This is a genomic window from Nostoc sp., from assembly GCF_036917775.1.
GTDB lineage: Bacteria > Cyanobacteriota > Cyanobacteriia > Cyanobacteriales > Nostocaceae > Nostoc.
Genome location: NZ_JBALEQ010000033.1, coordinates 1 through 7,511, shown reverse-complemented (window position 1 = coordinate 7,511; position 7,511 = coordinate 1). Strand labels below are relative to the sequence as shown.

General features: G+C 46.5%; 5 protein-coding genes. 4 read left to right on the top strand and 1 reads right to left on the bottom strand.

Going from position 1 to position 7,511, the window contains the following annotated elements; translation table 11 throughout:
• On the top strand, positions 1-1,044 hold a 1,044-nt coding region (locus V7K69_RS06005; RefSeq protein WP_335032289.1), incomplete at its 5' end, for a calcium-binding protein.
• A 242-nt stretch (positions 1,045-1,286) separates the two neighbouring features.
• Here V7K69_RS06005 and V7K69_RS06000 read toward each other — a convergent pair.
• Complete coding sequence (locus V7K69_RS06000; RefSeq protein WP_335032287.1) at positions 1,287-1,808, bottom strand: hypothetical protein; 522 nt, start codon at positions 1,806-1,808, stop codon at positions 1,287-1,289.
• 75 nt (positions 1,809-1,883) lie between these two features.
• Between V7K69_RS06000 and V7K69_RS05995 the strand changes: the two genes are divergently transcribed.
• From V7K69_RS05995 to V7K69_RS05985, 3 genes are all read left to right on the top strand, one after another.
• The gene (locus tag V7K69_RS05995) at positions 1,884-2,081 is read left to right on the top strand and encodes a hypothetical protein (protein WP_335032285.1); all 198 of its coding nucleotides are present in this window, start codon (positions 1,884-1,886) and stop codon (positions 2,079-2,081) included.
• A 436-nt stretch (positions 2,082-2,517) separates the two neighbouring features.
• Positions 2,518-3,585 carry a TIGR03032 family protein gene (locus tag V7K69_RS05990; protein ID WP_335032283.1) on the top strand — a complete coding sequence of 356 codons (1,068 nt, stop codon included), beginning with the start codon at positions 2,518-2,520 and terminating at the stop codon, positions 3,583-3,585.
• 60 nt (positions 3,586-3,645) lie between these two features.
• Positions 3,646-7,511: beta strand repeat-containing protein (locus tag V7K69_RS05985; RefSeq protein ID WP_335032281.1), on the top strand; the 3,866-nt coding region annotated here is incomplete at its 3' end.

Genomic DNA, 7,511 nt, shown 5'->3' with positions numbered 1-7,511 from the left:
TCCGGCGGCAATGGCAATGACTTGTTGCTTGGTGGCAATGCCAATGACACGATTGCTGGTGATGAGGGCAACGATAACATCTCCGGTGGCAATGGCAGCGATACGATTGCTGGCGGTGACGGCAATGATACCATCATTGGTGGCAATGGTAATGATACTTTTGTCTTGGACCTTGGTGATGGAAATGACACTATCGCCGATTTTACTGGAACAGGAATTGGCTCAAATCCATCAGCAACGGTGATTAGCCAACTGGATACGTTGCAATTTATTGGTAGTGGTTTAACTGCCCGAAATCTGCAATTAACTCAAAATGGTGATAACTTAGAACTCACCTTTTTGGATGCGGCTTCTACGAAAGTTACCTTGCAAAACTTCCAATTAGAAAATCTGGATAATTTATCAGCAAATGGTTCACGACCAGCTATTGGTAATATCCTGTTTGATGGACAAACCAGTATAACTGACAGTTTTGATGTCTTCAATGCCAACTCCACTCAAACTAATCTCTTTAACAAGAATACCGTCACCTTCCTAAATGACCTTAACAATAACATCGCGGGTTTTGACAACTCCAATGATGTGATTAATGGTCAAAAGGGTAACGACATCATCAATGGTAATAGTGGAAATGACCTATTACGGGGCGGTGAAGGCGATGATATTCTCATTGGTGGAGAAGGCAATGATATTCTTGTTGGTGGTGTCGGTGCTGACATTTTCGTTTACAACAGCAATGCTGACTTTGTTGGTGTTGATGCGATCGCTGACTTCCAAAGCAGCAAAGGTGACAAGATTGTACTGGATAAAACTACCTTTAGTACAATTACTTCTGCTGCTGGAACTGGTTTTAGTAACATCACTGATTTTCAAATCACGAGTTCAGCAGCGACTAGCACGGCAAAAATTGTCTACAATCCTCTAAATGGTGAGTTGTTCTACAACCAAAATGGCAGCGCGGATGGTTTTGGCAGTGGTGGACTATTTGCAACTCTAACTGGTTCACCAACTCTTACCGCATCTGATTTTGTGCTGCAAGCATAGTTTGCTCAAAACACAGAATGTCGAGTAGACATCTCCGAAAAAGAATTGTTTTGACGTAGCAGTGCTACGTCTCTACAAGGGTTATGGGTAACGCATATCTGCGAAGTTTCCCCAGTGGGGAATTGCGATTGTGGATGGGGAGTTGATGGATTGGGAGAGAATTCACACTGTCTCAGAATAACGTGCAGCTAAAGCGATTGCTGCTTGATGCTACTTATCTACTCTTGTACAGAAGATGTAGATCAAGATTCCCTTGCATTGATACCGCGAAGTGAGAAATTATTTTCTGAAAACGGGGACGCATAATCTGCGACTCGCTCCCATCCCCACTTATAAGCAGTGTCAACTAGAATTTCTTTACCATTTCGGAACTTAATAAATTCCAGCCCGTGGTCGTAAAATATGTCTGCAACCAGTTGATTACGCTCGTCGTAACCCCACTTATCCACTGCTGCCCTCCACCAGCGCTTTCCGGGAGAGAGCAACTGTTCAAGTTCCAAATACTCCGGCTTCCAGTACTTGGTGCGCCATTGATTTGCAAGTGCGTCGATTAATATCGCAGTTGGGTAGATCGGCTTCAGGTTTTCTTCGAGCCAGAGTATATAAACAATCGCGCTCCTGAAAGCATCTTCTAAACCATAGCTTGCTACTTCTAGAGTGTCTTGGAGTTGCTCGTCATTAAAATTTACGCCGAGCGATTGCAGGGCTGGGGCATACAAATCAAATAATTCTTGTTCTACTGAATCGGCAGACCAGAACCACATAAGAAAAAGAAAACTCCTACTGGGTAGCTAAATAAAATTTAGCATTTAGCGTGGGAAGTGTTTATGTGAGGACAAGTGGCGATCACTAATCAACCACAGGGGCAAGTAGAGCAAGTTTATTCTGCTTCGTTGTTGGTTGAAAACTCAGTTTCGGGTATAGAAATCAAAGCGGATCATGAAGGTCAAAGTTCCGCCGTGTCCGTGCCAAATCCTGAAAAATGGTCACATGAGGCTATAGTTGCAAGGTCACTTCAACAATTATGTCAAAACTAATGGTCTATCACATTAGTAGGGGCAATTCATGAATTGCCCCTATATTTCATAGCTTGATGCATAAGTCCTAAATTTATTTCTTGTAAATCCCTTATATAAAGCTTGCATAAACTTGATTTTTGCTTACGCCAGGGTGTCGTCAGCTTCTATTGATAAAATTTACTTATGTAATTTTCGTAAAAGTCATCACTACAGAATGATTTATGAAACAACAAAAAAATGCGTATTCATCAGTTTTAATCAGAAAACAAAATATATTCAGACAAAAAATAAAGTTAATATAATGTTTATGTGACAATGTATAAGATTTGACAAAAAGTTATATCTTCAAGATTTAGTGAAGCAGTTTATGTGATTCTACTTAAGAGATAATTGAAGAGGCAAAAAACCTACATCGGGATAGGATAATTTTTTATCCTCCTCCCTGGTAGAAACAATGAATCAAAATCCTGTAACTGCAACTAATAGCTTAGAAATAAATGCCTCACGGCAGTTTACCCCTTGGCTGTTGGAACAGAATATTAGTCTAGCTTTCACCACATATCAAGCAGGTAAATTATTTTTCATCGGCTTGCAACAAGGCGGCAAACTATCAGTATTTGAGCGCACCTTTGAACGCTGCATGGGTTTGTATGCCTGTGGCAACAGTTTGTATATGAGTTCGCTTTATCAACTGTGGCGCTTTGAAAACACCCTACAACCAGGACAAGTTCACGACAACTACGATGCCGTCTATTTGCCCCAAGTGAGTTATGTGACTGGAGATTTAGATATCCATGATATCGCCCTAAGTAATTCTCAAGCAAATAATGATTCAGAGAATCTAATATTTGTCAATACTTTATTTAGCTGTTTAGCAAGAGTCAGTCAAACCCAAAGTTTCATTCCCCTTTGGCAGCCGCCGTTTATTAGTAAATTGGCAGCAGAAGACAGGTGTCATCTCAACGGATTAGCAATGCGAGATGGTCAACCCAGATACGTCACTGCTGTGAGTCAGTCGGATGTGGCAGAAGGATGGCGGGACAGGCGGACCGATGGTGGTTGCGTCATTGATGTGGAAAGTAACGAGATAGTCACCACAGGACTTTCCATGCCCCATTCGCCTCGGTGGTATAAAGATAAGCTGTGGTTACTCAACTCTGGGACAGGAGATTTTGGCTACCTAGACTTGAAACAGGGCAGCTTTGAACCTGTGGCATTTTGTCCGGGATATATGCGTGGTTGTGCATTTCATGGCGACTTTGCGATCGTCGGAGTTTCTCAGCCCAGGCACAACAAGACTTTTAGTGGTTTGCCTCTAGACGAGAAATTATTGCAAAAAAATGCTGAACCTCGCTGTGGGCTATTAGTGATTGACCTGAAAAGCGGGGATATTGTGCATTCGCTGCGAATGGAGGGGGCGGTACTGGAATTATACGACGTAGTGGCACTACCAGAGGTGCGTCATCCAATGGCGATCGGTTTTAAGAGTGATGAAATCCGGCGAATAGTGACGATGGGATGAGAGACGTGAAATTTCACGTTTCTACAGCCGACAAAAAAATCATAAGGAGAATCAACAACAATGGCTAATGCAGTTTTAAATCTATCTGAGCTTAACGGCAGCAACGGCTTTGTGATTAACGGCATTGCTGAGGGTGACAACTCAGGCCGTTCTGTCAGCAGTGCGGGGGACATCAATGGCGACGGCTTTGATGACCTGATTATCGGGGCAACATATGCCGACCCCAACGGTCAGAATAGTGCAGGGTCAAGCTACGTGGTGTTTGGCAGCAATAGTGGCTTTGATGCCCAACTCAACCTCTCATCCCTGAATGGCAGCAACGGCTTTGTGATTAACGGCATTAATGCGGGTGACTTCTCAGGCGGTTCTGTTAGCAGTACGGGTGACATCAACGGCGACGGGTTTGATGACCTGATTATCGGGGCATTTGGTGCCTCCCCCAACGGTCAGTTTAGGGCAGGGTCAAGCTACGTGGTGTTTGGCAGCAATAGTGGCTTTGATGCCCAACTTAACCTCTCAACCCTGAATGGCAGCAACGGCTTTGTGATTAACGGCATTAATGCGGATGACTTCTCAGGTTTTTCTGTTAGCAGTGCGGGTGACATCAATGGCGACGGCTTTGATGACCTGATTATCGGGGCAATATATGCCTCCCCCAACGGTCAGAATAGGTCAGGGTCAAGCTACGTGGTGTTTGGCAGCAATAGTGGCTTTGATGCCCAATTCAACCTCTCATCCCTGAATGGCAGCAACGGCTTTGTGATTAACGGCATTGATCAAAATGACAGATCAGGCGGTTCTGTTAGCAGTGCGGGTGACATCAACGGCGACGGCTTTGATGACCTGATTATCGGGGCAACATATGCCGACCCCAACGGTCAGAATAGTGCAGGGTCAAGCTACGTGGTGTTTGGCAGCAATAGTGGCTTTGATGCCCAACTCAACCTCTCAACCCTGAATGGCAGCAACGGCTTTGTGATTAACGGTATTAATGCGGGTGACTACTCAGGCGGTTCTGTTAGCAGTACGGGTGACATCAACGGCGACGGCTTTGATGACCTGATTATCGGGGCAACATATGCCGACCCCAACGGTCAGAATAGTGCAGGGTCAAGCTACGTGGTGTTTGGTCGCAGTAGTAGCTTTGATGCCCAACTCAACCTCTCAACCCTGAATGGCAGCAACGGCTTTGTGATTAACGGCATTAATGCGGGTGACAACTCAGGTTTTTCTGTTAGCAGTGCGGGTGACATCAACGGCGACGGCTTTGATGACCTGATTATCGGGGCAGGAGGTGCAGGGTCAAGCTACGTGGTGTTTGGTCGCAGTAGTAGCTTTGGTGACCAATTCAACCTCTCGTCCCTGGATGGCAGTGACGGCTTTGTGATTAACGGCATTAATGCGGGTGACAACTCAGGCCGTTCTGTTAGCAGTGCGGGGGATATCAACGGCGACGGCTTTGATGACCTGATTATCGGGGCAGGAGGTGCCGACCCCAACGGTCAGAATAGTGCAGGGTCAAGCTACGTGGTGTTTGGTTTTGCATCTCCTACACCTACTAATAAACCTCCTCTAGCGGTTAATGACACGGCTATTACCGACGAAGACACTGCCGTTAACGTAGAGGTCTTAGCTAACGACAGCAACTTCCTAACGTTAACAGCTATTGATGGTAAGACAGCTGTTGTTGGCACTGCCATTACTCTGAGTTCTGGTGCCTTAGTTACCCTTAATGCTAATGGCAGCTTGACCTACGACCCGAATGCTTCATTTGAGGTTTTGGCTGTTGGTGAAAGCGGCACTGACAGCTTTACATACACCATCAACAATGGCAGTTTGGGTAATACAGCTAGTGTAAACTTGACCATTAACGGAGTCAATGACGCACCTCAGCTTACTTCAGTCTTTAACCTCTCGTCCCTGAATGGCAGCAACGGCTTTGTGATTAACGGCATTGATGAAGGTGACAACTCAGGCATATCTGTCAGCAGTGCGGGGGACATCAATGGCGACGGCTTTGATGACCTGATTATCGGTGCAAATAGTGCCGACCCCAACGGTCAGGCTTATGCAGGGTCAAGCTACGTGGTGTTTGGCAGCAATAGTGGCTTTGATGCCCAATTCAACCTCTCAACCCTGAATGGCAGCAACGGCTTTGTGATTAACGGCATTGATGAAGGTGACAACTCAGGCCGTTCTGTTAACAGTGCGGGTGACATCAACGGCGACGGCTTTGATGACCTGATTATCGGGGCAAGACTTGCCTCCCCCAACGGTCAGTTTAGGGCAGGGTCAAGCTACGTGGTGTTTGGCAGCAATAGTGGCTTTGATGCCCAACTCAACCTCTCAACCCTGAATGGCAGCAACGGCTTTGTGATTAACGGCATTGATCAATATGACTTGTCAGGCGGTTCTGTTAGCAGTGCGGGTGACATCAACGGCGACGGCTTTGATGACCTGATTATCGGGGCAAGTAGTCTCTCCCCCAACGGTCAGTGGAATGCAGGGTCAAGCTACGTGGTGTTTGGCAGCAATAGTGGCTTTGATGCCCAACTCAACCTCTCAACCCTGAATGGCAGCAACGGCTTTGTGATTAACGGCATTGATCAATATGATTTCTCAGGCGGTTCTGTTAGCAGTGCGGGTGACATCAACGGCGACGGCTTTGATGACCTGATTATCGGGGCAACAGGTGCCGACCCCAATGGTCAGTGGAATGCAGGATCAAGCTACGTGGTGTTTGGCAGCAATAGTGGCTTTGATGCCCAATTCAACCTCTCATCCCTGAATGGCAGCAACGGCTTTGTGATTAACGGCATTGCTGCGTATGACTTGTCAGGCGGTTCTGTCAGCAGTGCGGGGGATATCAACGGCGACGGCTTTGATGACCTGATTATCGGGGCAAGATATGCCGACCCCAACGGTCAGGCTTATGCAGGGTCAAGCTACGTGGTGTTTGGCAGCAATAGTGGCTTTGATGCCCAACTCAACCTCTCAACCCTGAATGGCAGCAACGGCTTTGTGATTAACGGCATTGATCAAAATGACAGATCAGGCGGTTCTGTTAGCAGTGCGGGGGATGTCAACGGCGACGGCTTTGATGACCTGATTATCGGGGCAAATAGTGCCGACCCCAACGGTCAGGCTTATGCAGGGTCAAGCTACGTGGTGTTTGGCAGCAATAGTGGCTTTGATGCCCAATTCAACCTCTCAACCCTGAATGGCAGCAACGGCTTTGTGATTAACGGCATTGCTGAGGGTGACAACTCAGGTTTTTCTGTTAGCAGTGCGGGTGACATCAACGGCGACGGCTTTGATGACCTGATTATCGGTGCAACAGGTGCCTCCCCCAACGGTCAGGCTTATGCAGGGTCAAGCTACGTGGTGTTTGGCTTTCAGACTGCCGCTACGACTAACGAAGATACCGCCGTTAACATCCTTGCTAGCAATATCCTACGTAGATATACAGATATTGAAGGCGATACCTTAACCATTAGTGACTTCACTAACCCCACTAACGGCACATTGTCACTCAACGACAACAACACTCCAGACAACCCCAGCGACGACTTCTTCATTTACACCCCCAATGCCAACTTCAACGGCACTGACAGCTTCACTTTCACTGTTAGTGATGGCAATGGCGGTAGCATTACTAATACTTTCAACCTCAACGTGAAGCCCGTTAACAATGCACCCATTGCCGTTAACGATCGCCTAACTACTGGTTTTGATACTGCTGTAACCATCCTTGCTACTACTCTGCTAGCTAATGATACCGACATCGATAGCACTAGCCTCAGCATTACTGGCGTTAGTGGTGCAACCAACGGTACTGCTGTGTTGAATAATAACGGCACTCCGGGCAACTCGACAGATGATTTCATCGTGTTTACCCCAATTAATGGGTTTAGTGGTAATGCCAA

What these genes read in the sequence shown, in the direction of transcription:
- V7K69_RS06000 (WP_335032287.1), bottom strand. Translation starts at nt 1,808, where the DNA reads ATGTGGTTCTGGTCTGCCGATTCAGTAGAACAAGAATTATTTGATTTG.
- V7K69_RS05990 (WP_335032283.1), top strand. Translation starts at nt 2,518, where the DNA reads ATGAATCAAAATCCTGTAACTGCAACTAATAGCTTAGAAATAAATGCC.